This window comes from Bacillus sp. AY3-1 (assembly GCF_008368785.1).
Classification (GTDB): domain Bacteria; phylum Bacillota; class Bacilli; order Bacillales; family Bacillaceae_G; genus Bacillus_A; species Bacillus_A wiedmannii.
In genome coordinates, this window is sequence record NZ_QORZ01000016.1 from 187,976 (window position 1) to 212,436 (window position 24,461).

23 protein-coding genes and 1 pseudogene are annotated in these 24,461 nt (G+C 34.7%); 19 read left to right on the forward strand and 5 right to left on the reverse strand.

Annotation, left to right across the window (positions count from 1 at the left end; all coding sequences use genetic code 11):
• Nucleotides 1-111: 111 nt before the first annotated feature.
• The 4 genes from DN389_RS12205 to DN389_RS12220 all read left to right on the forward strand — a co-directional run bounded on the left by DN389_RS12205 (nt 112) and on the right by DN389_RS12220 (nt 2,508).
• Nucleotides 112-450: a DUF4064 domain-containing protein gene (locus DN389_RS12205; RefSeq protein WP_063261426.1), complete on the forward strand. Its 339-nt coding sequence runs from the start codon at nt 112-114 to the stop codon at nt 448-450.
• Nucleotides 451-551: 101 nt separating this feature from the next.
• On the forward strand, nt 552-881 hold the full coding sequence (locus DN389_RS12210; protein ID WP_000587857.1) for a hypothetical protein: 330 nt from the start codon (nt 552-554) through the stop codon (nt 879-881).
• A 56-nt stretch (nt 882-937) separates the two neighbouring features.
• Complete coding sequence (locus DN389_RS12215; protein WP_000992215.1) at nt 938-1,894, forward strand: DUF3994 domain-containing protein; 957 nt, start codon at nt 938-940, stop codon at nt 1,892-1,894.
• Nucleotides 1,895-2,049: 155 nt separating this feature from the next.
• Entirely contained in the window at nt 2,050-2,508 is a 459-nt protein-coding gene (locus tag DN389_RS12220) for a hypothetical protein (protein WP_098190643.1), read from the forward strand.
• A gap of 144 nt (nt 2,509-2,652) precedes the next feature.
• Here the strand turns inward: DN389_RS12220 and DN389_RS12225 are convergent, their stop codons facing one another.
• Nucleotides 2,653-3,903: an MFS transporter gene (locus DN389_RS12225; RefSeq protein WP_098802431.1), complete on the reverse strand. Its 1,251-nt coding sequence runs from the start codon at nt 3,901-3,903 to the stop codon at nt 2,653-2,655.
• A gap of 224 nt (nt 3,904-4,127) precedes the next feature.
• Here DN389_RS12225 and DN389_RS12230 point away from each other — a divergent pair, with 224 nt between their 5' ends.
• The gene (locus tag DN389_RS12230) at nt 4,128-4,709 is read left to right on the forward strand and encodes a TetR/AcrR family transcriptional regulator (RefSeq protein ID WP_088122612.1); all 582 of its coding nucleotides are present in this window, start codon (nt 4,128-4,130) and stop codon (nt 4,707-4,709) included.
• Nucleotides 4,710-4,790: 81 nt separating this feature from the next.
• Here DN389_RS12230 and DN389_RS12235 read toward each other — a convergent pair whose 3' ends face one another.
• Nucleotides 4,791-5,234 carry a DUF7832 domain-containing protein gene (locus DN389_RS12235; protein WP_149237183.1) on the reverse strand — a complete coding sequence of 148 codons (444 nt, stop codon included), beginning with the start codon at nt 5,232-5,234 and terminating at the stop codon, nt 4,791-4,793.
• Nucleotides 5,235-5,866: 632 nt separating this feature from the next.
• Here DN389_RS12235 and DN389_RS12240 point away from each other — a divergent pair.
• The 13 genes and pseudogenes from DN389_RS12240 to DN389_RS12305 all read left to right on the forward strand — a co-directional run bounded on the left by DN389_RS12240 (nt 5,867) and on the right by DN389_RS12305 (nt 20,364).
• Nucleotides 5,867-6,935: pseudogene (locus DN389_RS12240) on the forward strand (S-layer homology domain-containing protein).
• A 333-nt stretch (nt 6,936-7,268) separates the two neighbouring features.
• Nucleotides 7,269-8,021 carry a DnaD domain-containing protein gene (locus DN389_RS12250; RefSeq protein ID WP_149237184.1) on the forward strand — a complete coding sequence of 251 codons (753 nt, stop codon included), beginning with the start codon at nt 7,269-7,271 and terminating at the stop codon, nt 8,019-8,021.
• 82 nt (nt 8,022-8,103) lie between these two features.
• Nucleotides 8,104-10,494 carry a penicillin acylase family protein gene (locus tag DN389_RS12255; protein WP_149237185.1) on the forward strand — a complete coding sequence of 797 codons (2,391 nt, stop codon included), beginning with the start codon at nt 8,104-8,106 and terminating at the stop codon, nt 10,492-10,494.
• 178 nt (nt 10,495-10,672) lie between these two features.
• Complete coding sequence (locus tag DN389_RS12260; RefSeq protein ID WP_000999215.1) at nt 10,673-11,617, forward strand: ATP-binding protein; 945 nt, start codon at nt 10,673-10,675, stop codon at nt 11,615-11,617.
• Between the two features lie 29 nt (nt 11,618-11,646).
• A complete protein-coding gene (locus tag DN389_RS12265; protein WP_149237186.1) occupies nt 11,647-13,380 on the forward strand; it encodes a tetratricopeptide repeat protein in 1,734 nt (577 codons plus the stop codon).
• Nucleotide 13,381: 1 nt separating this feature from the next.
• Nucleotides 13,382-13,747, forward strand: a complete 366-nt coding sequence (locus DN389_RS12270) for a hypothetical protein (protein ID WP_088081052.1) — start codon at nt 13,382-13,384, stop codon at nt 13,745-13,747.
• 84 nt (nt 13,748-13,831) lie between these two features.
• Nucleotides 13,832-14,602: a DUF6612 family protein gene (locus tag DN389_RS12275; protein WP_098802435.1), complete on the forward strand. Its 771-nt coding sequence runs from the start codon at nt 13,832-13,834 to the stop codon at nt 14,600-14,602.
• A 209-nt stretch (nt 14,603-14,811) separates the two neighbouring features.
• Complete coding sequence (locus tag DN389_RS12280) at nt 14,812-15,879, forward strand: glycoside hydrolase family 113 (protein ID WP_098802436.1); 1,068 nt, start codon at nt 14,812-14,814, stop codon at nt 15,877-15,879.
• 89 nt (nt 15,880-15,968) lie between these two features.
• A complete protein-coding gene (locus DN389_RS12285) occupies nt 15,969-16,160 on the forward strand; it encodes a DUF378 domain-containing protein (RefSeq protein ID WP_000670803.1) in 192 nt (63 codons plus the stop codon).
• A 210-nt stretch (nt 16,161-16,370) separates the two neighbouring features.
• Nucleotides 16,371-17,453 (forward strand): 3-phosphoserine/phosphohydroxythreonine transaminase, encoded by a 1,083-nt coding sequence (gene serC / locus DN389_RS12290; RefSeq protein ID WP_098802445.1) that lies wholly within the window; start codon nt 16,371-16,373, stop codon nt 17,451-17,453.
• Nucleotides 17,454-17,465: 12 nt separating this feature from the next.
• Nucleotides 17,466-18,638 (forward strand): 3-phosphoglycerate dehydrogenase family protein, encoded by a 1,173-nt coding sequence (locus tag DN389_RS12295; RefSeq protein WP_088122605.1) that lies wholly within the window; start codon nt 17,466-17,468, stop codon nt 18,636-18,638.
• Between the two features lie 15 nt (nt 18,639-18,653).
• Complete coding sequence (locus DN389_RS12300) at nt 18,654-19,901, forward strand: DUF1015 domain-containing protein (protein WP_098190635.1); 1,248 nt, start codon at nt 18,654-18,656, stop codon at nt 19,899-19,901.
• An 85-nt stretch (nt 19,902-19,986) separates the two neighbouring features.
• Nucleotides 19,987-20,364: a hotdog family protein gene (locus tag DN389_RS12305; RefSeq protein WP_149237187.1), complete on the forward strand. Its 378-nt coding sequence runs from the start codon at nt 19,987-19,989 to the stop codon at nt 20,362-20,364.
• A gap of 218 nt (nt 20,365-20,582) precedes the next feature.
• On the opposite strand, the gene DN389_RS12310 is transcribed toward DN389_RS12305, so the two are convergent.
• The 3 genes from DN389_RS12310 to DN389_RS12320 form a co-directional block, all read right to left on the reverse strand.
• Nucleotides 20,583-20,993, reverse strand: coding sequence for a DUF3224 domain-containing protein (locus tag DN389_RS12310; protein ID WP_098190634.1), 411 nt, complete (start codon nt 20,991-20,993; stop codon nt 20,583-20,585).
• 75 nt (nt 20,994-21,068) lie between these two features.
• A complete protein-coding gene (locus DN389_RS12315) occupies nt 21,069-22,100 on the reverse strand; it encodes a S66 family peptidase (protein ID WP_098190633.1) in 1,032 nt (343 codons plus the stop codon).
• A 642-nt stretch (nt 22,101-22,742) separates the two neighbouring features.
• A complete protein-coding gene (locus DN389_RS12320; RefSeq protein ID WP_149237188.1) occupies nt 22,743-23,198 on the reverse strand; it encodes a hypothetical protein in 456 nt (151 codons plus the stop codon).
• 466 nt (nt 23,199-23,664) lie between these two features.
• On the opposite strand from DN389_RS12320, the gene DN389_RS12325 reads away from it, so the two are divergent.
• A complete protein-coding gene (locus DN389_RS12325) occupies nt 23,665-24,306 on the forward strand; it encodes an ATP F0F1 synthase subunit alpha (RefSeq protein WP_088122599.1) in 642 nt (213 codons plus the stop codon).
• The last annotated feature ends 155 nt before the right edge of the window (nt 24,307-24,461 follow it).

Here is a 24,461-nt window from a genome sequence, read left to right on the forward strand (position 1 = left end):
TGTAAGGTAAGGAAGAATGAAAGTATGTATAGTTTTTCCAATAAATATTTGGTATGATGGTGAATGGGAAAAATATACAAGTTTTTAGTGGCTCATAAAAGGGGGATTGAATTGAAAAGAACGCTTGAATTCGTACTAGGTTTAATTGGTGGCATTATAGGAATCATTATTTCCATATTATTAATAGTTGTAGCGTTTAATATTATGGAAGGTTTTGATTATGAACTTTTAGCTTATTATTCTATTATTTTAACGGTTCAAATAGGGTTGCTTATTTTATCATGTTTAGTAAATAAGGTTAATAATAAAGTTTATGGAGTTTGTATGATTGTGATTCCTATAGTTATGTTATTTATGTCATTATTCTTTTTGCTTATTCCAACAATATTACAAATTATGTCTGGTTCATTTGCATTTAGAACACTAAAGTTAGAATCGAATGTAGGATAAATATAATTGTTTGCGTCTGAATATTCGGTTTCTTTAATGTTTTCGTTTGCAGTTCAAATTAACATAAGGTGCAAAGTGGTGCGCTTTAGGAGGAGAAATAGATGATTATTTGGTCTGGTTGGGGTTTTTTAGTCGCAATTATTGTAATTATTAATACTCTTTTGGGTAAGGTTATTTTTGGATCTATAACGGGGGACGCTACATATTTTCAAGACCATAGTTGGCCAATGGCGGTAATGTTTATTATATCAGGGGTTATGTCTTGGTATTTAGGAAAATATATTAATAAGCCAAATGGGAAAGTTTATATAGATGCCGAAACTGGTGAAAAAGTTATGTTTAACAAAAAGCACTCACTATTTTTTATAAAAATGGAATATTGGGGACCGATTTTAGGAGTTATTGCGATTGTAACTTTAATTACAAGATAAAAAAAGAGGATGGATATAGTAAGAGTAACTTATTCAAGTAAAAGGAGAAATCAGTCATGAATGCAAAGAAATTACTAGGGGTAGCAGTTCCGGTCATGTTGTTATTTGGTTGTGGAGTGTCTGAGAAAACGAACACTTCTAAACAGGAGAAAACGGAAGAGTCTAAAGTAAAAGAATCGAAGTCTAATAGTAAGAAAGAAAAGGTTTCAAAGGAAGACTATCCTAATAAAGTGTATAAATTAGGGGTAGAGTTTGATAAGTTGTTTGCGGAGCATAACAACATTACGAGAGAGGTTTTTGACGGTAAGAAAAAGAAATCAGATGTAGTAGATAGTGTGAAAGAATTAAATAAAATGTTAGATAAATTCGAGTCGATAGATCCCCCTGCAGAGTATGTAAATCAACAAAAGGATTTTGAAAAAGCAATTGGTTATTTTAGAGAGTCTTTTTCTTTAATAAATGAAGTATTCACCCGAAAAGAAAAAAGAGAAAAAGGCGATAAAACTGATAAAGAGTTAATCGAGAAATCCGAAAAGTTAGTGAAAGAAGGAGATATCTACTGGCTTAAGGCATTCAAAGATCTTGAAGGGGATATTAAAATCGGTGACGGTACAGTATCTGTGAAAGATTTGAAAGAGTTAGATAAGAAAGCTGGAATTAATACGGATAACGTTATGAAGAATGTGAAAGATGGTACGGAATTAATCGGTAATTGGGGATTTAAAGGAACAGACGGTTTCATTATGTCACTCATTCTAAAAGGTGATAAGACATTTGAAACGTATGGTAAAGGTGAGTATCCAAATAAAAAGAATTATATTGAAGGAACTTGGGAATATGATAAGGAAGCTTTTACAATCTATTTACATCTCAATAAACGTTTAGTAGACGGTGTAGAAGATACAATTCAAAAAAAGAAAATAGCATATAAAGTTCAAGATTATGATGGGGAAAACTTACGATTATTTAATGAGACTTCATTCAATACAATTAAGTATGTGAAGCAAAGGTAAAGTTATGTAGGACTAGGTTTAAATGGCCTGGTCCTTAATTAAATTGTGGGAATGCAACGAATATTTTATCGTTGGCTTTGCCTATTTTATATCATGTTATGTTTTAATAAATTGATAAACGGAATTTAAATATAAGTATGGGGAGTTGCTTATAAATGATACAGAAATTTACTAGAGTAGTACTAACTACGGTGATGCCAATTAGTCTTATCATGGGTTGTGGGAACGCTGAAAAAACTAAAGCACAAGAGACGAAAGCGGTACAATCTGAGAAGAAGGACTATATGGATTATTCATATGGTAGCAAAGGTATATTAGTAAGCAGCAAAGCGAAAGAGCGTCAACAATACGAGGTTGGGTTTATAGATGACAACAAGTTAATAGGAATTGATGAAAATATTGAGGACTGTATGATTTTAGATAATAAAGATGAAGCAAGTCTCATTTGGAAACAAATAGAGCGTGGATCTATTATTGAAGTGCAATATGATAAGGATCGCAATGATATTGTAGGCGTACAATTAGTAGGAGATCGTGAACCATACGAAATTAGTGATAAATTTGATCGAAATACGATAAACGAGATTGTTGAAAACGTTAAAGGGAATTTGTAATAGATGTATTTCGATAGTATAGGGGCCCTTATCATGAAATTGTGAATCAACGGCATTTTTTATATGAAAATGCCGTTGATTTGTGTTAAAAAATAAATGTCATTTTATAGTCTTGTAGAAAAACACGTATTAATCATAAATGAATTATTCTTTGTTCAGCTGTGATGATCGCCGTAAGGTTATTATCCAAAATAAAAGAGCACAAGTACTAACAGATACACCTAATATGCATACTCCATCCCAACCATATTTTGCATACGTATTTGTTGAAAGAATTGCACCTGTTGCACTACCGATAGAATAAAAAATCATGTAACTGGCAGTGAGTCGACTTCTTGCTTCGGGACGCACTGTGAACAGCATACTTTGATTGGTGACATGTACAGCTTGCACGGCTAAATCTAGAAGGATAATGCCGAAAACTAGTAACAATAGAGAGTGGTTAATAGATTTAATTAGAAGCCATGAAAGTACTAATAATAATAAGGCTATGCCAGTTGTTCTTTGGCCTAAACCTTTATCAGCTAATTGTCCAGCTTTAGTAGCAGCTAATGCACCCGCCACTCCAGCAAGACCGAACGCACCAATAGCTGTATGCGAAAGGTTATGTGGTGTAGCACTTAGAGGCAATACTAAAGAAGTCCATAAAATACTGAATGAAGTGAAAATAAGCAATGCTAATATTCCGCGAATGCGTAAAAGTCGTTCTTCTATAAATAATAAGAAAACAGAGTATATTAATTTTCGGTAAGATAGAGTTGTCACTTTTTTATGTTCAAGAGTAGGTAAATTTCGGTGTAACAAAAAAGTTACGCAGAGTAAAAGGGTAGCAGAGGTGAGATAAACGGATCGCCATCCAGCTAAATCTGTTAATGTGCCTGCAAATGTACGAGCAAGGAGTATACCTATTACAACGCCACTTGTAACGAAACCTACTATGCGTCCACGTTCTGCTGGATTAGCTAAAATTGATGCATATGCGACAAGTGTTTGCGTAACAGTTGCAAGGATTCCTACTAAGGCCATACCTATAAAAAGTACGGTGCTTGAGGAAGCGCACCCGATTATAATTAAAGCGAAAACAGATAAAAGCATTTGGACAATGATTATTTTCTTTTGGTTTAATAAGTCACCAAGTGGAACTAATAAAAGTAATCCAAGTGCATAACAAACTTGAGTAATAGTAATTACACTACCGATAGTTGAATGACTAATCTTAAATTCATTTGATAAAGAATCAAGAAGTGGATGAGCGAAATATATATTTGCCACAGCCATTCCGCAAGCTATTGCGAATAATAGAGTCATATAACGAGACATTGTTGCATGAACAGGTGAATGTATATGAGTGTGAGTATGTTTTCGAATGGTCATCATTTTTTCTTTACTATTCATAAAATCAGCTCCTTTTTGTATTGTTAAAAATAACGTACCGAACGGTATGTTATTTTATAAGTAAAATATAATCTTGAAGAAACATATATGTCAAGTTTATTTTGAATTTAATGTGATTTTTTGACACATCGTTTATAATTTAATACGATATATACTATACTGATTGGTACACAAATGGTGATGTGTAATCTTAATAACTAGATGTAGAAAGGAGATTGTTTTAAATGGCACGACTACGCGAATTTGATGAAGAAAAAGCTTTGGATGCTGCTATGCAACTTTTTTGGGAGAAGGGATACGCAGCTACCTCATTAAGCGATTTAACTGCTAAAATGGAAATACAAAAGCCGAGTTTATATTCAGCCTTTGGTGATAAAGAGGGGTTATTTGAAGCGGCATTAAGGAGATACACAAATTTACATGCGGCTAATATACGAACAAAACTTCAAAACGAACAATCTGTAAAAGAAGCAATTCGGACGTTTTTTGAAAATATAGTGGAAGAGGAATATAAAAAAGAGTTCAGTAAAGGTTGTTTTTGTATTAACACAATGGTCGAACTTGCTCCTCATAATGAAAAATTTGAAGTACTGACTAGAGAACATCAAATGTATCTTGCAGTTGTTTTTCAAGAATTAATTACGAAAGGAATTCGATCAGGAGAACTTCAAAGTGATTTGAACGCTAAAGCAGTAGCGCAAACATTAGTCACGTCCTTAATTGGATTAACGGTGTTAATGAAATCACGCCCTGAACGTTCCGTTATAGATAATTCGGTATCAATAATAGTATCGTTAGTAAAATGATCTTTGGGTGAGGTGTTAATCAGCAAATTCGATAATAAGAAAGTCGATTCCTTATTAACATAAGAAATCGACTTTCTATAATTATTTATTTTGTAAGTTATCTTTCCAAAAATTATAGCTATTATCAATAACGTCTTTTAATTTGAAATAGTTTTCCCAAGTATCTTGCACATGGTAGAGAGTTTCTTCGTTTATAAAAACATTACTATAATCATTTATATATTTCCAGTCCTCATCATGGTTAAAGTAGTACTTTGCGAATCGGTTGCCCTCATCATTTAACATGTCGTCTGCTAAAACGCCATCCCAGTTCATATAAATTTCTGTGTCAGTCATTTGTCTAAGTTTAAACTGTTTAATTTCGTCTTGAGACTCTTCTTCAAATTCTTGACTACATAAATGATGTTCAATTATCCATCCTAAAAACATACCAGTATGTACAAAAGCTTGATCAATTGGTAAGTCCTCAGGAAAATCACCTTGATAATGGTACTTCGCTTTATCGTAAACAATCGTATCTAACAATTCGTTCATCCCCTTTAACGTATGATCTAATAAACTTGTACTGTTTGTTTTAATAGTTTAACTATGTTTTCAAGCCATTCTAGTGGTGTTATTTCTAGCTCTTCAAAATATATCCCATCTGATGAATATCGAATGTACTCTCGTTTTTCTTCATCATTTTTTGGTCTTCTTTATTTCAGCTATCAATATGAGCAATCTTTTCCAAATAAAACTCCCTTCAATATAAAAAGTTACATCTATATTATCGCAAGAATGTAAAAATGTTAATATTTTCAAAGAGAACAAGTACAAAGAAACAGGATTTATTTAATAGATACATAGTAGTTATGAAAAATCATAATGTTCCTTCTTATTGAAGAAAATCAGTAAAAAAGTATCCCAATCTATTTTTGAGAAGGAGTAGTGTGTATGAGGGTAAGTGCTTTTGACGACATTTGCAATTAGTTATAAAATAATGTCTTTTAAGGGATTTTCTGGAAATTATAATTCGCCTGCTGGGGATAAAATGAAGTGTTTATAAAAAGGCGGAATAAACATATTTTTATACATAGTAGATTCATAGTCTTTCACGAATGAGAAAATAAAGGGAAGTTAGGATGCTTACATGAACTGTGTAGGTATTTCATACAGCAATGAATATTAAAAAACGAGTAATCACACTATCAACAAGTTTAGTAATGTTAGGGAGTGCACCTTTAGCGATATCAGCAGAAGAGATAAACAAATCTCATACTGACCAGCTTAGTATTGCACAAGGGGAACGTGGAACAAGCGGTTTAAGTTATTCGAATTTCAATCTAGAAACTCCAGATTACATGTAAATTAATGAGGCAGAAGTATCAGAAAATGAGAAAGTTCTTCTGGAAGAATATAAGCATAAACATTCTGAATCAGAAGAATTACATAAAATGAAAGAAACGAGCTATTTGATTCAAATGAATTTAATCCAGCTGAACCTAGCATGGAGCTTGTAGTGAATGGTGACGGTATAAACGTACGTAGTGGTGCGGACCTTGAGCATCATATTGTTCGTAAAGCTTCAAAAGGTGACCGTTACAAAGTGTTAGCAGTTAAAAACGGTTGGTACAAAGTAGGAAATGGAGAGTGGATTTTCTATAATCCAAGTTGGATTAAGATTAACTACAATGTACCAAAAGAAGAAGTACAAAAGCCAAAAGATGATATTACAGGTGGATGGTTGAGGGACATATTCGTAAACTACACAGTCTAGGTATTATGCACGGAGAAGGAAATGGTGTATTTGCGCCTTATCGTAATGTAACGAGAGCTGAGTTTGCTGCATTAATTTCAAATGCTCTTCAATTACCAGAAGGAAATAAGTCATTTGTAGACATTAACAAAGCGCATCCGTCACTTCATAATGGTATTAAGCGAAGTGCAAGTGCAGGGATTATTAGCGGTCGTGGTGGTGGGATTTTTGACCCGAACGCACCAATCACTCGTGAAGAAGCATCTATCATGATTGACAACGCATTACAGTATAAAGGTGTTACAGGTGAATTAGTTGCATTACCATTTAGGGATAAACATTTGATCACATATAAACAGTCTGTTCAACGATTATACAGCTTACAGGTAGTTACTGGTGTTGGAAATAATGAGTTTAATCCTAAAGGTACAACAACTCGTGGTGAGGCAGCTGCCTTTTTAGTGAAGATGTTAGACTCTATGCAGAAATAAATGAATGGTATGTAAAAGTTTGTACTGATGCAAGAAAAAGTAATAAGGATGTTAAAGGAGCTATCCAAAATGAAAATTTGGAACAGCTCCTTTTTATTTTAGCCCCTATGAAGCCCCTTCTAAGCCCCTCATAAGCACCTACCAAGTAATAAATCACTAAGAAAAAACAAAACAAAAACAACTACAAGAACAAAAAAGCGCGAAAAAATAAAACCGGCGTTGTAGTAGTTAAAAAAATTTGGAATTCAAATGCAAAAACAAAGCGCTCATTCCTATATGTATATTGAAGGGTTGAATTCTGTCTTTTTATGAATAAAAGGAGGAGCTAAACATATGGCGGTGTACCGTAATGTGCAGGTGAACTTTTGGCAAGATGAATTCATATTAGATTTAACGCCAGAGGAGCGTTATTTTTACATATACTTGTTAACTGGTACGAAAACGAAGCAATGTGGAATTTACGTATTACCGAAGCGTGTGGCAGAACTGGAAACAGGCTACAGTATGGAAACTGTTGAGAAGCTGTTAAATAGATTTGTTGCATATGGAAAGATTTTATACGATGCGGAAACGAAAGAGTTATACATACTAAATTGGCTACACTATAACCCTATTTTAAATACGAATGTAGAAAAGTGTGTGTTACGGGAATTAAAGACTGTGAAAAATAAAGAGTTCATACATACGTTTTTACGTAAATGTCTTGAAGAAGAATGGAAGATTCCATTGTTATTGCAGCATTTTGGTATGCCGGCAGAAGAGGATACTAGTAGTTTACAAGAAGTTGTTGAGGAGAAGGAAGAAGAGACAGAAGAGGATACGTCGCATAGTGAAGTTTATAAGTTTTACAAACAAAATATAAGTAGTCTATCTCCGTATATCGTGAAGGAATTGAAAGAGTGGATACAAAAAGTTTCAGGAAAGACAGTAATAGAGGCGCTTAAAATTGCATTTGAACATAATAAGCGAACGCTTGCTTATGTGAAGGGGATTTTAAGGAATTGGTATAAGAAAGGACGAGTAGATTTCATTGAAGGAAAGGAAGGTTTACATAAGAGAGCAGTATGTAGTTTGTATGATCCATAGTATGAGAAAGTATGGGTTTTTCAACTTTTCTAAAAGGTGCTTCTTTAAATAAAAGCGAATTGTTTGAGAAAGGAGGGGTTATATGGAAGTCGTCATAAAGAAGAAACGAACTAGAGGTAAGAGAATTTTTATTTGGTGTAGTAGTATCGTTCTTTTGTTAGTTATTTGTACAGTGATTTTTTTGAACATATATACGCTTAGTTCTGTGCCAAAGATAGATGGGACGATAAAGCTAGAGGATTTACAACATGCTGTTCAGGTAAAGCGGGATAGTAAAGGGGTACCGCATATTAAAGCGGAAAATGCACATGATTTATATTTTTCGCAAGGGTATGTACAAGCGCAAGATCGTTTGTTTCAAATGGATTTAAGTAGAAGGCAAGCTTCTGGGATGTTGAGTGAAGTTGTAGGGGAAGCAGCTGTTGATCGAGATAAATTGTTTCGAACACTCGGTTTACGACGAGCAGCCGAAGCGTCTGTTAGTCAATATGATGGGGAAGCGAAATATGCCCTGCAGTCATTTGCTGATGGGGTGAACGCTTTTATACGCGAGGCGAAAGAGGAAAAGAAATTGCCGGTTGAGTTTACTATATTAGGATATGAGCCTACTGAATGGTCCATTGTTGATACGTTAACGATTGGAAAGTATATGGCGTTTGACTTAGGCGGACATTGGCACGGACAGGCATTTCGATATTGGGCGCTGAAAAATTTACCGAAAGAGCAAGCAAATGAGCTATTTCCTACATATCCGAAAGATGCACCTAGATTGCTAGCTGAACTGAAGAATACAAATGTGGACGTAGCACAAAGTTTTGCAAAAACAATCATTCCCCCAGAGTTTAATGGTAGCAATAACTGGGTCATAAGCGGTGAGAAGAGTGCGTCTGGTAAGCCAATTTTAGCGGATGATCCTCATTTATCTCTTGCAACGTCTTCTATTTGGTATCAATCGAAACTTGAAATGAAAGATTTACATGTGAGTGGTGTTATTTTCGCTGGAGTACCGGGTGTTATATTAGGTCACAATGACAAAATAGCATGGGGCGTTACGAATACAGGTCCTGATGTACAAGATTTATATATTGAGAAGCGAAATCCTAATAATGAAAATGAATTTTTATATAACGATAAATGGGAAAAAGCTACAGTTGTTGATGAATCTATTAAAGTAAAAGGCGGGAAAACAATTCCGTATAATGTGACGGTTACGAGGCATGGTCCAGTCATTTCAGAGTTTGCGGATAAAGGAAAAGAGAAAACGAAAACAGTATTCGCTTTGAAATGGACTGCTTTGGAGCCTTCTGCTGAATTAAAGGCTGTATTAAATATGAATAAAGCGAAGGATTGGAATGAGTTTGAAACGGCACTTCAAGATTTTCATACACCAACTCAAAACTTTGTATTTGCATCAAATGACGGCACAATTGCGTATAAAGCAAATGGAAATATACCAGTGCGTAAAAAAGGTGATGGGAGTTTGCCAGTGCCAGGGTGGACAGATGAATATGAATGGGAAGGGTATATCCCATATGATCAACTGCCAAAAGTAATAAATCCAAAACAAGGGTTTATTTCAACTGCGAATAATAAAATTGTGGATGATAATTATCCGTACCATATTAGTAATACGTGGGCACAGCCATATAGACAAATGCGTATTCAAGAATTTTTACAAGAGAAAGAAAAGTATACGGTGAAAGATTTAGAAGAGTTACAGATGGATCAAAAAAATTTATACGGGAAAGAATTTGCCCCTATATTTTTAAAAGAGTTAAATAAAACATCTTTAAATGAAGTAGAGAAAGAAGGTGTAAAACAATTAACAAAGTGGAATTTTTACGATAGTAAAGATGAAGCAGCACCATTAATATTCCATTTGTTAATGAAAGAGATTTCAAATACGTTATTTTCAAAAGAAATACCGAAAGATGTGATGGAGTTATTTGAAGGGAAGTCACAAGTTGTTGATGAATTGATTCGAAAAGAAGTAGCGGGAGAAAATAGCGCTTGGTTTACAAAGTACGGAGGCTTCACGAAAGTTGTGCATACATCGTACGAGAATGTAATGAAGAAATTACAGAAGGAATATGGACCGAATGTTGCGGAGTGGAAGTGGGGCGATTACCATCAACTGGCGTTCACACATCCAATCTCAAAATCATCTAGTATGTTAGCGTTACTTGCATTTAATCGTGAAAAACCAGTTCCAATTGGCGGAAGCCAAGTTACCGTTCAAGCAGCGAGTTACGGAGATAACGGTATTGTCAATCATGGAGCTTCTTGGCGATTCGTGATTGATACGAAAGATATGTCAAACGGTTATCATATCGTAGGGCCAGGACAATCAGGACATTTTAGAAGCGATTGGTATCATGATCAAATAGATGATTGGGTAAACGGAACGTATCATACGACTACATTGAATACGGATGGAATAGAAGGGAAAGTGTTAACTTTACAACCGAAATAATGTTCGAAGAGGCTCTTACTATAGGTAAGGGTCTCTTTTTTGCCGCGTGACAAAATTTGACAAAAAATTCTGTAGAACTTTGTTATAATTTTTTTTGGAATATTTTGTTTAAGGTTTTACAGCAATAGTGATACATGTATTCTAAATTAAAGGGTTTTATAGGGGGATAAATACAAGAATGAACGACATGGAGAAATATCGAGAGAAAATTAAAGTGATTTCTTTTGATAGAGAAAAAAATCAAATGGTTGAAGTGGAAGAGAGTAAAATAACTTTTGATGATGTTGGCGGAATGGAAGATATTAAAAAGAAAATCAATATGGACTTTATTATGCCGATTAACAATCCAGAGTATTTTCAAGCTTTCGGTAAGAAAGTAGGAGGCAGTTTATTATTTTATGGGCCGCCTGGATGTGGTAAGACATTTTTAGCGAGAGCAGTTGCAGGTGAGATAAACGCTAATTTTATTCATTTAGAGTTGCAAGCAATACTATCGATGTGGTCAGGAGAAGCAGAGAAAAATTTACATGAAGTGTTCGAAGAGGCAAGAAAAACAAAGCCTTGTATTTTATTTATAGATGAGTTAGACGCATATGGCGGGAATAGACAGAAGATGGGTGCTCATCATCAAAGAACGTTAGTTAATCAATTGCTAGTGGAGATGGACGGAAGCAATTCTTTTAATGAAGGTGTTTATATAATTGGGGCAACAAATACACCATGGTATATTGATCCAGCGTTACGACGACCAGGCCGTTTTAATTCACTTGTTTTTGTGGCACCACCAAATAACGAGGAAAGGCTGACAATACTAGAGTTGAAAACAAAGGATAAACCGAGAATGGAATTGCAGTTAGATTTTGTTTCGAAGTATGCAGAGCATTTTTCAGGAGCAGATTTAACATATTTAGTGGAAGATGCTATTAATGAAGCTATTCAACGTTCATTTGAAACGGGACAGTTACAACCCTTATCCAATGAAGATTTATTAAAAGCAATGAAAAAACGGCAACCGACAACTTTAGACTGGTTCTCAACCGCAAAAAATTATGCAACGTTTAGTGATGTAAATAAAGATTTTGACAAAGTATTAGAGTATATGGAAGAACACCAATTGAAATAAATGATATTAGTTTGGAGGGAAAGGAATAGATGGAAGAGCAACTTAGGAGAATCTCGCACTTATTGAAGCTTGGTGATGTTGAGCTAGCAAAAGAAGAAGCGGAATGGATGATTAAAGAAGATCCAGAAGATGCTACTGGTTATATTTGTTTAAGTCATGTGTACTACTTTGGATTTCGACAAATTGATGAAGCAAGTAAATATTTAGAAGAGGCACTAAAAATAGATCACTTAGATGAAAATGTTTTATTAACAGCGTTAGATATTTTTTATGCGCAAGAAAATTTTAAGAGATTAAAAGAGATAGCAGAAATAGGGATAAAAAATTATCCGGAAGAAGGCGTATATTACTTTTATGTGGGTGAGGCAAAAGTACATATAGAATCGCTTAATAAAGGTATTACATACTATAACAAAGCGATAGAGTTAGAACCTGAAAATGATATGTATGTAGGAAGATATGCTTTTATTCTTTTAAGTTATTATCCGAAACGAATAGAAGAGGGTATAAAGGCGGAAAAACGTGCGTTAGAGCTAAATCCAGAAAATGTAACAAATCTAGTCTCTTTTGCAAATGTAGCAAAAGAAAAAGGGAATTTTAAAAAAGCAAGAATGCTAGCTGAAACTGCAATACGATTAGAGCCGAATCATGAAGGTGCCTACAAAATTTATAGAGATACAATCGGAACGAAAAATAAGTATTGTGCTTTTATGGCAAGTTTTACGTATACATTTTGGAAGTTATTTTCTAAGTTTTGTAAAATATTTTCGTTTACAAGTAAGAAGAGTCTTAAATTATATTATATTTTAGTTGTTTTAAGCCTTTTAGGGTGGATAATCCTCCCTGTATATTTAACAGGTTGGTATGCGGGTTCCGTGTATATAGCTATTTTTATGATGTATATCATTTCATCTATTATAAAAGGGCGGATTCATAAAGAAGTAGGATTAGGAACACGCTTTGATGCTGAATACAATGTGAAAAAAAATAAAATCATTCGAAATCGTGAAATTTCCAATATGGAAAGTACAGTTAAAAAAGGAGAAGCTACTACTATTCCAGCTGCGAAACTATCAAAAGAAGAACTGGAAGCACAGCTAGAGGGCTTTTGGAGTAAAGGAACTGTGTATGAGGGGCAACAAGAGGTTGCTGCAGCAGTGAAAGAACCAGCTTTATCATCAGCTGAACATAAAAAGATTCAATCCTATTCAGATATTGAATCACCAAAATATAATAAATGGTATATTTGTTTAATTGTCGTTTTATCGATCTCCTTTATATTTAAAGCTGGGAAATTGTATAACTTAAATAATACAAATGCGGTGAATACGACGCCACAAATGAGTCAAGAAACGAAGGATATTATTGTAGAGCAACAAGATAAAGCGCTCAAAGATAAAAAAGAATCGTTCGATAAGTTAGAAGTAGTAACTGTATTATACGTATTAAGAAAAGGTGATTGGAATGGAAGTACAATTGAGGGAGCTATAGAGAAAAGTTATGTACCGGTTATGTTAGAAAAAGTAGGACAACCAGCCGGGGAGAAGTTAAAAAAAGCAACTCCTATGAAAATATATAAAGAGGATACAAGAACGTATGTATTACTTCAAAATGGAGATAGCTCTTTTATAATTGAAATAACAGCAAGAAAGTTAACTCATATTTACGGTGAGAGCTGGAATAATGCGCAAGAAGAGATGCAAAAATATGAAGGGCTACTAGGGAAAATAGAGTCACAAGGCGTTGAAGCAGGGGGGATTTAGCATGAGTATTAAAGTAGTAAGGGCAACGGGAATGATGGGAGGAGCAGCAAGAGTCGCTGTAAAGGTAGATAATGAAGTAGTAATGAAACTTGAAAATAATGAAGAATATACGCTTCCTTTTGAGGGAGATGAAGCAAATATAAAAGTAAAACAATTCTTTTTTGGGAGTAAAGAAAAGAAAGTAAAGGATGGCGATATAGTAGAAATTAAGATTAATAGTATCGCCATTTTATTCATGATTGTGTCAATAATGGCTGTTGTATTTGGTTCTTCAATGGGTATAAATATAGTTGTTTTTGGTGTTATAGGAGCGTTAGTTACGTTAGTATATGGATTGAATAACTGGTTTAGTTTAGAAGTTAAATAAGTATTGTATCTGTTTTGTGTTAATTCATTTCATTTACTATACATAAAGTGTAATTATTTTTAATAGAGGACGGGGAGAATCATTATGAAGAAAATAATTGTAGCATCTAGTTTGGCGTTAATAGTAGGTTTGACAACTGGTTGTAGTAGTGAAAAAACAAGTGGGCCTAAAACTACATCTGTACAAAAAGAAAAAGAGTTAGTAGCGAAAGACATTTTTAAAAAAGCGGGTGATAAATTAAAACAAGAAGAATATCTCACTTTAACGTCTCTTATGTCAATGAAGGGGAACAGCCAATCAGAAGAGATTAAAATGAACATTCAAATGGAGCCAAAACGAAAGAATTCTAGAGCGGAAATGAAAATAAGTGGAACAGATATTGTAACGTACGAAGTAGATGGAAAGGTCGCTGTTCAAGTGAAAGACCCTGGTACAGGAGAGTTAGTTACGATACCTAATGATCAATTTAATGTTGATGACGTAATGGTAAGTAAAAATTTACTTAATGAGTTAGATTTACCGGAAGATTTAGCTAAAAAAATGAAAGCAAAGAAGGAGGGAGATACATATAAGCTTACACTTGACTTAAAGGGGAAAGAAGCAGTAGATACATTACAGAAAATTAATGGAGATATGAAAAAATTAACGGACGGATTTAATATGGATGCGTTCACTGTTGAATATATCATAACGAAAGATTATAAATTTGAAGAGATGCGCACAATTATAAATGTAAGTGAACGTAATACAGATAAGAAATCTAGTGCGGATAAAGAAAAATTGGATACAGTTGTGAGTATAAAAATTGATTCATTTGAAAAATTTGATCCAATTAAGTTGCCTGAAGGAAGTTAATAAATTCAATCATATAAGGGTAAAAAAGGAGCTGAAATACGCTCCTTTTTTTATTTACCTTACTATTTTTAGGAGGTTAGTATGAATAAGGTGTGGATAAAGGGTGAATAGCATTTTTATTGATGAAATTTCATTAAATATTCTTGTGGAATATTTGTGAAACATTGTATAGAATAAGCAAGAATGCCAAAAATTATAGGAGGAAAGTTGTGAAGAAAAATAAGAGTTTAGTAAGTTTTTTAGGGGTGTTTATTATGCTGTTTTCTTTTTGTTTTCAAGGAAATGTACAGGCAGATGTAAATACTGTTCAATCTGGAAAAATCAAATCAGGAAATGTAACGGTATGGGAAGTTGGAAATGTGGCGAAAGTGTTAGCTGATGTAGAGCGCTTAAATTTAAATACAGTAAATGTACCGATTCAGGTAGATATTCCGAATGTAACTTCTACGAACATGGTAATTAATCAAGCACAAAAGCAACAGGCTATTCTTTTAATTCAAGAATTATTAAAGCGTAATATTCAAGTTATTGTGGAACCGTTCCCATATATTCAGCAAGGAAATGTTGGGGAAACGGAATGGAATCCGAGTAATATTAATGATTTCTTCTGGAATTGGAAAACGGTTATTCTACAAGACATCTTTAATTCGATTACAAGTAAATACAATGTGTACGGGCTCAAGATTGCTTCTAATTTTGTGAATATGGAATATGCAGAAGGATATTGGAGCGATACGATTGATTTCGTCCGTCAGCAGTATAAAGGAAATGTTTTGTATCAAATGAATTGGTGGTTAACAGCAAGCTTTGATCTTTCGTATGAAGCGAAGTTTAAAGAGAAAATCAATCGTCCGTATTTAAAAAAGGTTGATATTGTAAGTATCGATAGTTGGTTTGAAGTTTCGGGAAAAAGAAATCCGACATATGAAGAAGTAAAGAAAAGTTTATTTGCGACGACAGTGTATAATCGTGGACAAAATGTTGTGCAGCAGTTGGAACAATTACATACAGCAACAGGAAAGCCGGTTTATTTTGGTGGATTTAACGTTCCGGCGCGTGAACTTGGACTACAAAATCCGTGGAATCCAGATGTATCTAATGTGTTTTCAAAGGACGTACAATTAAACGGATGGCGTGCTTACCGAGATGTATTAGAAACGAAACCGTATTTTAAAGGTTTTTCAATTTGGTTTATTGGCTCTCATAATAGTACGCATGCGTATCAAATACATAGTAAAGAAGCAGAGGCAGTTATTAACGGCTGGTACCGAAAATAATTTTTATAAAGTAGGTAAGTTTTGAATTTTACTACATATATTTCTAGTGAAAGGCCTTTCACCATCTTATCACCTAGGGGGCAATCATAATGAAATTTTTGTCTTACCTTACAGTAATTTTGGTGATTCTTGGCGGTTTGAATTGGTTGTTTGTAGCGTTAGATTACAATGTAGTTGAGAAATGGTTTGGTTCTATGCCGGCGCTTGTGGACACTATTTATTGGCTCATTGGTCTTTCTGCTATTTATCAAATTTTTGATCGGTTCTTCACGGACAATTAGCAATTATACTTTATTACTAGAGTGTTAAGTACGATTATGTACTTAACACTTTTTTGTATGTTTATAAAAAGTAGTTTGCACATGCAAGCGATTCCATTGCGTCTTACGCCGTAATAATAGAAAACAAATTGACCACGTATTATATTTTAGGTTATAATTCAGAAAGTTTAAAAATTAATAAAAATAAGAAATAGGGAGGTTATCAGGGTGATGGAGAGAGTATATAATTTTTCAGCTGGACCATCAATACTCCCTTTGCCAGTTTTAGAGAAAGTGCAAAAGGAGCTTGTAAATTATAACGGGACAGGCATGTCTATTATGGAAATGAGTCATCGATCTTCTTATTTTCAAAGTATTATAGATGAAGCGAGTAGCCTAATTCGTGAATTAATGAACATTCCTGATGAGTATGAAGTACTGTTTTTACAAGGCGGTGCGTCATTACAATTCTCTATGATACCGTTAAATGTAATGAATACGTATAAAAAAGCAGGGTACGTATTAACTGGCTCATGGTCTAAAAAGGCGATGCAAGAAGCTGAAAAAATAGGGGAAGTACAAGTGCTTGCTTCTTCTGAAAAAGAGAAGTTTACTACAATTCCTAAACTGGATGGTTTACCAAATGATGAAAGACTAGATTATGTACATATTACAACGAACAATACAATTGAGGGTACGAAATATGTGGACATTCCACGTTTAGATAGAGTACCGCTCGTTGCGGATATGTCCTCAAATATTTTATCAGAACAATATGATGTTACGAAGTTTGGTCTTATATATGCGGGAGCGCAAAAGAATTTAGGACCAGCGGGCTTAACGATTGCTATTATAAAAAGAGATTTAATTGGGGGAGCAGATCGCTCTTGTCCTACGATGTTAAACTATGAAACTTACAGCAAAAATAACTCCTTATATAATACACCGCCATCCTTTAGTATTTACGTAACGAAACTTCTACTAGAGTGGTTGAAAGAGCAAGGCGGGGTATCTGCGATTGAAGAACAGAATAGAATGAAATCTTCACTTCTTTATAATTTCTTAGATGAATCAAAATTGTTTACTTCACCAGTTGATCCTACGTATCGATCACTTATGAACATTCCGTTTACAACACCATCAGAAGAGCTGAACAATCAGTTTTTACAAAAAGCGAAAGAACGCGGTCTCGTTACGCTAAAAGGACATCGCTCAGTCGGTGGTATGCGTGCTAGTATTTACAATGCGATGCCAGTGCACGGCGTACAGCAATTAGTAAATTATATGAAGGAATTTGAGCTTGAGAATAGATAGGGAGATGGGGATATGTTTCGTGTTCAAACGTTAAATCAAATTGCGGAAAAGGGTTTGCAAGTTTTTGACGGAGAGCGTTATGAAGTAGGGGATAGAATGGATCACCCAGACGGTATTTTACTTCGCAGCTATTCTTTACATCAAGAAGAATTTTCAAAAGACTTAAAGGCGATTGCGAGAGCCGGTGCTGGTGTAAATAATATTCCTGTCGAGCGATGTACAGAAAAAGGGATTGTAGTATTTAACACACCAGGAGCGAATGCAAATGCAGTAAAGGAACTTATTATCGCCAGCCTTATTATGTCTTCACGTAACATTATTAACGGTGTAAGCTGGACGAAAAATTTAGAAGGTGAAGAAGTACCACAGCTTGTTGAATCAGGAAAAAAACAATTCGTTGGATCAGAAATTGCAGGGAAACGTTTAGGAGTTATCGGACTTGGCGCAATCGGTGCTTTAGTTGCGAACGATGCGTTAGCTTTAGGGATGGACGTTGTCGGATACGATCCTTACATTTCAGTTGAAACTGCATGGCGTCTTTCTACACATGTGCAAAGAGCATTTAGTTTAGATGAAATTTTCGCAACATGTGATTATATTACACTTCATATTCCTCTTACGAATCAAACGAAGGGAATTATTGGGGAACACGCTATAGAGAAGATGAAAAAAGGTATGCGTTTATTCAATTTCTCTAGAGGAGAACTTGTAGATGAAAATGTTCTTCAAAAAGCGTTAGAAGAAGATGTTATTACGCATTACGTAACAGACTTCCCGAATGAAAATGTGATAAAGATGAAAAATGTAACAGCGACGCCTCACCTTGGTGCATCTACATCTGAATCAGAAGAAAATTGTGCAATCATGGCAGCGCGCCAATTACGTGAATATTTAGAGACAGGAAATATTCGTAATTCAGTAAACTATCCAAACGTCGAACTCCCTTATATCGGAAAGAAACGTATTACAATCATGCATCAAAACGTTCCGAACATGGTAGGACAAATTACAGGATGTTTAGCAGAACATCATATTAATATTGCGGATATGATTAATCGTAGTAAACATTCTTGGGCGTATACAATGATTGATATTGATAACGGAATTGATGATATAATAAAAGAGAACATTGTGGAAAATATAAGCAAAATTACAGGTGTTGTAGCCGTTCGAATGATTGTGTAAAGGAGAGAGGAAAACTTGGCAAAAATCCGACCGTTTCGGGCCATTCGTCCAGTAGAAGAAAAAGCAGCGGAAGTTGCAGCTTTACCGTATGACGTATTAAATAGTAAAGAGGCAAGAGAGGTTGTAAAAGGGAATCCGTATTCTTTCTTACACGTTGATAAAGCAGAAATTGATTTAGACCCGGCACTTTCACCGTACGATGATTGTGTATATGAAAAAGCGGGTGAAAATTTAAATCGATTTATACGAGAAGAAGTATTCATACAAGATGAAGAGCCATCACTGTACATTTATGAACTGACGATGCAAGGAAGAACGCAGTCAGGTCTTGTCGTTTGTACATCGATTGATGAGTATGAAGATGATACAATTAAAAAACATGAAAGAACGCGTCACGAAAAAGAATTAGATCGTATACGCCACGTAGATGTGTGTGATGCAAATACGGGGCCTATCTTTTTAACGTATCGTACGAAAGAAGATGTGAAACGTATCATTGCAAGCTGGAAAGAAGAGCATGTGCCAATCTATACATTTACAGCAGAAGATGGCGTGGAGCATGTTGCCTGGAAAATAGTTGATGAGGATGTAATTGCTACTTTAGTAAACGCATTTGAAGATATTCCTAGTCTTTACATTGCAGATGGGCATCATCGCTCAGCATCAGCAGCAAAAGTAGGGCTCATGCGAAGAGAACAATATCCGAATTACACAGGAGAAGAAGAGTTTAATTTCTTCCTATCTGTATTATTCCCTCACGATGAATTATCCATTTGGGACTATAACCGAGTTGTGAAAGATTTAAACGGCTTATCAGAAGAACAGTTTTTAAAGCAAATTGCACAATACTTTTATGTAGAAGAAGCAGCTGTTTCTCCGTATAAACCAAATGAGCCAAAAACTTTTGGAATGTATGTAAATGAGAAGTGGTATAAGCTTACAGTGAAAGAGGAAACGTTTGATGCGAACGATCTCGTTAAAGGTTTAGATGTATCTATTCTGCAAGATCATTTATTAAGCCAAGTACTTGAAATACACGATCCGCGATCTGATTCACGCATCGATTTTGTCGGAGGAATCCGCGGATTAGAAGAACTAGAACGCCTTGTAAATAGCGGTGAATATAAAGCAGCGTTTTCATTATATCCGACATCAATGGAAGCTTTATTATCAATCGCAGATGCTGGAGAAATTATGCCGCCGAAGTCAACGTGGTTTGAACCGAAACTTCGTAGTGGGTTGTTTGTACATTCTTTAAAGTAAATATAGACTTCTTTAGATTGAAAAACCGAAATGATTATAGTTTCGGTTTTTCTTATTTTAAAAGTGTTTTTGAGGAGGGGTATGGATGGAATTGCAAGTAGGAGAAAAAATCACCTTTGAACGAACTTTTACGAAAGAGGATGTTGGTTTATTTACAGAAGTATCGAAAGATGAAGGGGGTCATCATGTTACACCAGATGAGCAGGGGAGATTTGTTGTACAAGGGCTGTTAACATCAACGCTGCCTACAAAAATTGGCGGTGACTATAACGTACTAGCTCGCAAAATGGATTTTGAATTTGTACGTCCTGTCTTTAGCGGTGATACCATTCGTTGTGACGTAACCATTGAACAATTTGAGCCCGATGAAAAAAATCGTACAAAAATTATTGCGATGTTTATATGTAGGAATCAACTTGAAAAAGAAGTTATGCAGGGGAGTTTTTCTGGGATTATTCTTTAGTTAGTAGGAAAAGTAATGAATAGGTGGGGGCACATGCCTCTCGGGCTTAGATTTTTAATTCCCCCCATAACGAAAATTTTATGCATTGCTGGATACTGATAATAAGACGTTATGTAATATACTCTGTTCTTTTCTTAACTAATAGAAGAATAGTTGAATAAGCTTGTCAATAAAAAAAGGACATTCCTAGTATTACAAGAAATGTCCTTTCCACTAAATTATAGGATATTTTGCTGGAATTCAAACTCTAAAATTAGTTTACTGGTTTGACCTGTAAACTGATAATTATAGGACCCTCTTAGTTTTTCTAAGTTACCGGTAGCTTTAATAATTGTTCCTGGGGAATCTAGATTTCCTTTATCAAATATTCCTTGCTCTATAGCTGTAAAGGTCCCTTGTTGCCCCTTATAAATTCCTTCGAAGTGTAAAAAACCAGAAATTTTAGCAGTAGCCAAGTGACCATCATTTATATTTGAGTCTAAATAATATAATAAGTATTCAACAAAAGCTTTTCCTTTTAATTCACCATCAATATCATATTCAACATGGGCAATATTAATAGGGAAATCTTTTCTAGTATCATCAATTAGTTTTTCATCCCATTTACTTACTGTAAATGTTACTTCCATAAACGTAATCTCCCTCCAATTATATACTTTTAAAAAGTATCAATTCACAGTCATATCTTATAGGAGTGTTTTTATTTATTCCACGCCACTCTCTAAAATAGAAAAGGATACATTTTCACAATCAATTTCTGCCATCGCACCGTAAGGTAAAATAAACTTCGGCTCGGTATGGCCAAAATTTAAATTATAAAGAATCGGCAAATCTTCTAAATTATGTTCTTTCATTACTTGCAGTATTTCGTGTTTATATTCTTCATAATACATTTCGTCTTTTGGTTTACCAAAAATGATGCCCTTTGCTTTTTGCAGAATGCCTTGTGCTGCATAATTTCGTAACCAATACTTTATATAGCTTGGTTCTGGATGGTCTTCAGAAGTTTCAAAGAAAAGGATACGATTCTCCCAATATTTTTTCTCAGGCCAAAGCTCCGTTCCTTTTGCAAATTCCAATACTTCTATACAACCACCAATTAAGCGTCCTTGTACGGTAGTAGAGCCTTGAAGTAGTTCATAGCCATTGTTTTGTTGCATCGTACGCTTTGTATCTTTATTTACCTCTATCCATTCTAAACGCTCACTTGTCCATTCATGAGCTGGTTGAATCTCGCCAATTATCTCATTTGAAAAGAGAGTCCGATTTACCATTTCAACTGTATATGGATCCATCTCTATATTTTCGGCAAAATCGGTCAAAATTGCTGGACCGTATAAAGAGGAAAGACCTGCTTTATGGCAAAATAAATGTGAAATAGTAACGTCAGAGTATCCCATAAAAATTTTCGGGTTTTCACGTATTACATTAAAATCTATATAAGGAAGTAAGCGAATGCTATCTTCACCGCCAATATTCGCAATAATTGCTTTCACGCGCGTATCTTTAAATGCTGTCATTAAATCTTCCGCACGAGCCTCTGGGTTGTTATAAAGGTATTCGCTACCTTTTAAGCTATTTGGCATTGGAATAACCGTAAGACCAAAAACTTCTTCTAATCTTTTTACTCCTTGCTCATATCGCCATCTTATTTCAGAATCGCCTGCGCCTCCCCATGAAGGGCTTACTGTTGCTACGATATCTGCTGCCTGTAACCTCTTTGGTTTTATTAACATGTTAACACCGCTCCTACATAATGTAATGGACTACGATTATACAAACTGTATCATTGAAAAAACATGATGCATGACATTAGTTTCTTCATCATCAATCCGTTTACCTGCTGGTATTCAAGAATTCAGTCTTAGTGTTGAATTGCATTTGAGAATTACAGTATGCAACATTGCATGAGAAAGAGGGTTGCTATTTTCTACAATCTGTAACTGTAATGATTATAAGTTGGTCGTATTCAATCCAAAAAATAAAAACATCATGAATGGAGAGGTTACAGCTTTTCCTGAACAAGAAAGCTATCGCCTTTAGGAACTTGGGATGAAAGTGAGATTGGATACGGAGTGTCACTAAAAATCGCAACGTTCGTGGTACTTTAAGTGTCCGAAGTATAGGTAGTTTCTTCGGGTTTTTTTGTTGGGATTTTTAGGGGATTATTCTTTAATTATTAGATAGAGAGGTAAAATAAAAATACACCTAATTAATAGGTGTATTTTTTAGACTTGAAAACCACATATGTATTGGAGATTTCTCTCGGGTACAGTGTATCACAATAGAAATCATGCGTATACATAATATTTGCTATATTGAATGGTTTCCGAATAGATATGGAAATTGAAAACTAAATAGATTTCAATTTTGGTAACTTAAATACCTGTACCATGTTCAGAATTAGCAGGGGCGCCGCCAGTATTGCCATGAGATTCAACTTTCGGAGCAGGGAAATGTGTATGCCCTTCAAGTTTAGGAGCTCCACCAGTGTCGCCGATGTTTAATGAAGGAGCGCCGCCAGTATCGCCAATATTGAAAGCAGGAGCGCCACCGCCATCCCCAATGCTTACTGATTTAGGAGCAGGAGTATCCCCATGAGCATCTAATTTAGGAGCAGGGAAATGTTCGTGCCCTTCAAGTTTAGGAGCGCCGCCAGTATCGCCAATATTGAAAGCAGGAGCGCCACCGTGGTCCCCATGGCTTTCTAATTTCGGAGCAAAAGTTTCACCGTGCTCAGCCTTTACAACGCCGCCATCCCCAATATTTACACCAAAAAGACCAAAGCTAAGTACCGATAAACCTACAACAGCTGTACTAATTTTTCTTTTCAATCTATATCTCTCCTTTTGTTATGTTTTTCATTTTGTCTAAACGTGGTAGATAAAATGAAATGAATCGTAAAAAATTTCCAATTATATTACGATATACGAATAATTCTGTGTAATATTTTGTAAAACCTCCTTGAAATTTGAATTTTATGAAAATAAAATTCGACATGGTTCATTTTTCAATTCGTTGAATAGATTTTGAGTGAGTTTTTATAAAGCTATTCGCTAACTTTAGGACTGAAAGCAACTCTTAATTTCTTTATACCGTGCTTATAAGGTTATTTTAGCTTTGAAATAAATTAACTATTATAATTCGAGAATGTAGTCCTCTTGCTGTATATTTAAAATTTACTGTATGCAACATTGCATGAGAAAGATGGTTGCTATTTCCTATAACCTGTAACTATAATAGTTACAGGTTGGTCGTATCCAATCGAAAATAAAATCATCATGAATGGAGATGTTACATATGGGTATGAAAAAAATAATTTTAGCAGGTGCTTTAGGTATCGCAGCATTATCAGGAACGAATTTACCAGGATTAGAACTATCAAAAGTGAGTGCCGCTTCTATTGAATCGAATTTCTCGACGTTAGAAGGACGAGTAGTAGAAGTAGATAACGGTGTAATTGTTGTGAAATCTAAGCAATATGAAGAACTTGTTAGTGTGTATATAGATTCTCTTTCAAACGTGAAAGTAGGAGATGAAGTAAAAGCTACCGGATCTATGATGCGTAATTTTACTGAATATATGATTGCAAATACAGTTGAAAATACGTCAAATAAATTAGGTATGCATATGAAAGAAGATGGTTCTCCTGATTATGTGATTGGGGAAGTATCAAAAGTAGGAACGAGGGAAGAGGAAGGAGAAAGTTCTACTAAATATGTCGTAGTTGAGTATCCATCACTAAACGGGAAGAAAGTTATTATTGATGTTTTCTTAACGAAGGGACAAGTATTTCATACGGGCGAGAAAGTAAAAATTGATATGAAGTTTGTAGGCTGGGGTGGAAGTTCTATTAACTGGAACACAACGGATCATATTGAAAACGTTCATGATGTAAAGAGCGACGTTGAAAATAATGATGATGTTTGGATTTGGTCTTAATTAGAATTCTGTAATTAACAAATATATCCCTTAGTACCCAGCAAATTGTCATACACATGATCATTTGCTGGGTACTTTTTGTTTATTTTTACATCATTGTATCTATAATAATTTTTAAAATGCGGGTATACAGTTGAATCGAATAAACCAATATA

Excerpts from the sequence above, each read along its gene's own strand:
- DN389_RS12295 (WP_088122605.1), top strand. The coding sequence starts at position 17,466 with ATGTTTCGTGTTCAAACGTTAAATCAAATTGCGGAAAAGGGTTTGCAA.
- DN389_RS12255 (WP_149237185.1), top strand. The coding sequence starts at position 8,104 with ATGGAAGTCGTCATAAAGAAGAAACGAACTAGAGGTAAGAGAATTTTT.
- DN389_RS12325 (WP_088122599.1), top strand. The coding sequence starts at position 23,665 with ATGGGTATGAAAAAAATAATTTTAGCAGGTGCTTTAGGTATCGCAGCA.
- DN389_RS12260 (WP_000999215.1), top strand. The coding sequence starts at position 10,673 with ATGAACGACATGGAGAAATATCGAGAGAAAATTAAAGTGATTTCTTTT.
- serC (WP_098802445.1), top strand. The coding sequence starts at position 16,371 with ATGGAGAGAGTATATAATTTTTCAGCTGGACCATCAATACTCCCTTTG.
- DN389_RS12230 (WP_088122612.1), top strand. The coding sequence starts at position 4,128 with ATGGCACGACTACGCGAATTTGATGAAGAAAAAGCTTTGGATGCTGCT.
- DN389_RS12310 (WP_098190634.1), bottom strand. The coding sequence starts at position 20,993 with ATGGAAGTAACATTTACAGTAAGTAAATGGGATGAAAAACTAATTGAT.
- DN389_RS12265 (WP_149237186.1), top strand. The coding sequence starts at position 11,647 with ATGGAAGAGCAACTTAGGAGAATCTCGCACTTATTGAAGCTTGGTGAT.
- DN389_RS12210 (WP_000587857.1), top strand. The coding sequence starts at position 552 with ATGATTATTTGGTCTGGTTGGGGTTTTTTAGTCGCAATTATTGTAATT.
- DN389_RS12315 (WP_098190633.1), bottom strand. The coding sequence starts at position 22,100 with ATGTTAATAAAACCAAAGAGGTTACAGGCAGCAGATATCGTAGCAACA.
- DN389_RS12250 (WP_149237184.1), top strand. The coding sequence starts at position 7,269 with ATGGCGGTGTACCGTAATGTGCAGGTGAACTTTTGGCAAGATGAATTC.
- DN389_RS12275 (WP_098802435.1), top strand. The coding sequence starts at position 13,832 with ATGAAGAAAATAATTGTAGCATCTAGTTTGGCGTTAATAGTAGGTTTG.
- DN389_RS12285 (WP_000670803.1), top strand. The coding sequence starts at position 15,969 with ATGAAATTTTTGTCTTACCTTACAGTAATTTTGGTGATTCTTGGCGGT.
- DN389_RS12215 (WP_000992215.1), top strand. The coding sequence starts at position 938 with ATGAATGCAAAGAAATTACTAGGGGTAGCAGTTCCGGTCATGTTGTTA.
- DN389_RS12270 (WP_088081052.1), top strand. The coding sequence starts at position 13,382 with ATGAGTATTAAAGTAGTAAGGGCAACGGGAATGATGGGAGGAGCAGCA.
- DN389_RS12220 (WP_098190643.1), top strand. The coding sequence starts at position 2,050 with ATGATACAGAAATTTACTAGAGTAGTACTAACTACGGTGATGCCAATT.
- DN389_RS12225 (WP_098802431.1), bottom strand. The coding sequence starts at position 3,903 with ATGAATAGTAAAGAAAAAATGATGACCATTCGAAAACATACTCACACT.
- DN389_RS12305 (WP_149237187.1), top strand. The coding sequence starts at position 19,987 with ATGGAATTGCAAGTAGGAGAAAAAATCACCTTTGAACGAACTTTTACG.